Here is a 1,272-nt window from a genome sequence, read left to right on the forward strand (position 1 = left end):
GCCCGTGCGCGACACGCCGCGCCGGCCCTTGCTCCGCGCTCCGTCCGTCGTGCCCACCGACGAGCTGTCGTCGCTCGCCGAATCGCCGCCGGTGATGTCCGCCAGCGCATCGACGCCCTGCCCGTCCGACCCGTCGAAGCAGGCCGTCGCCACCGTGAACCGGGCGCCGCCGCGGCACCTCGACACCTTCAGGACCAGGTAGGCCTGGCGGTCGGGCGGGCGTGGCAGCGGCTCGACCGGCCCCGACAAGGCGGTTGCACTTCCGACGGGACCGACAGGACCGACTCCCACGACGTGATGCCCGCTCAGGTTGAAGACGGCGGTGGGTGACCGCGCCGGGGCATCGGTTCCATCCCGGCAGCCGATGCAGGCGCTTTGTCTGCCGGCATCACGCCATCACAGCACGCGCCGCGGCGCCCCGGTCGCCACATCGCCGCTGTTCGGCGTGCCGGTCGGCTCGATCAGCAGCATGTGCGTCTCCTCCTCGGCCCACGGGCGGTGCTGCACGCCGCGCGGCACGACGAACATCTGCCCCGGCCCGAGCGTGACCGTGCCGTCCGGCAGGTCGATGTGCAGCCGGCCTTTCAACACGAGGAAGAAATCGTCGGTGTCGGGGTGGGCGTGCCAGCGGTACTCGCCGTCCACCTTGACCACCATCACGTCGTGGCCGTTGTACTCGGCCACTGTGCGCGGGGCCCAGTGGTCGTCGAAGAGGCCGAGCTTGTCATGCAGGTCGATTGCGTTCATGGAAGAAAGCCCTTGCGTGCGGAGTGAAACTGCACACAGTCTGCCGGCGCCCGCGGCGCGGGTCTTGTACGCTTGTCACATGAGCACCGCGCCTTCCGGCCGCTCGGACTGGGCCCGCTTCCAGCCCGGCGCCACGCCCGACATCACGCTGATGCGGGCGCATTTCACCGAGCATGTCTTCGAGCGGCACAGCCACGCGCAGTACGCGATCGGCGTGACGCACAGCGGCGTGCAGACCTTCCACTGCCGCGGTGCGGCCCACGCCAGCCTGCCCGGCGACCTGCTGCTGTTCAACCCGGACGAGGCCCACGACGGCCAGCGCGGCACCGACGAGGGCTTCGGCTACGCGATCCTCTACGTCGACCCCGACGCATTGCCACAGCACCTGCAACGCGACGCCGGCACGCACGGCAGCGCGTTCTTCCGCGCGCCCGTCGTGCGCGACGAGGCCGGCGCCGCCGCGCTGCAGCGCGCGATGGCCGCGATCGGCCAGCCGCAGGAGTCGCTGCGCGGCGAGGCGCTGAC

The 1,272-nt window shown here is 71.5% G+C and carries 3 protein-coding genes; 1 reads left to right on the top strand and 2 read right to left on the bottom strand.

From position 1 onward, the window contains the following. Both ACXJLU_RS33350 and ACXJLU_RS33355 read right to left on the bottom strand, forming a co-directional pair. Positions 1 to 249 (bottom strand): hypothetical protein (locus ACXJLU_RS33350; RefSeq protein WP_457338005.1); only part of this gene is annotated, 249 nt, incomplete at its 3' end. A 147-nt stretch (positions 250 to 396) separates the two neighbouring features. Next, a complete protein-coding gene (locus tag ACXJLU_RS33355) occupies positions 397 to 747 on the bottom strand; it encodes a cupin domain-containing protein (RefSeq protein ID WP_457338006.1) in 351 nt (116 codons plus the stop codon). Between the two features lie 79 nt (positions 748 to 826). On the opposite strand from ACXJLU_RS33355, the gene ACXJLU_RS33360 reads away from it, so the two are divergent. After that, on the top strand, positions 827 to 1,272 hold a 446-nt coding region (locus tag ACXJLU_RS33360), incomplete at its 3' end, for an AraC family ligand binding domain-containing protein (protein ID WP_457338007.1).

This window comes from Rhizobacter sp. P5_C2, from assembly GCF_054049715.1.

Excerpts from the sequence above, each read along its gene's own strand:
- ACXJLU_RS33355 (WP_457338006.1), bottom strand. The coding sequence starts at position 747 with ATGAACGCAATCGACCTGCATGACAAGCTCGGCCTCTTCGACGACCAC.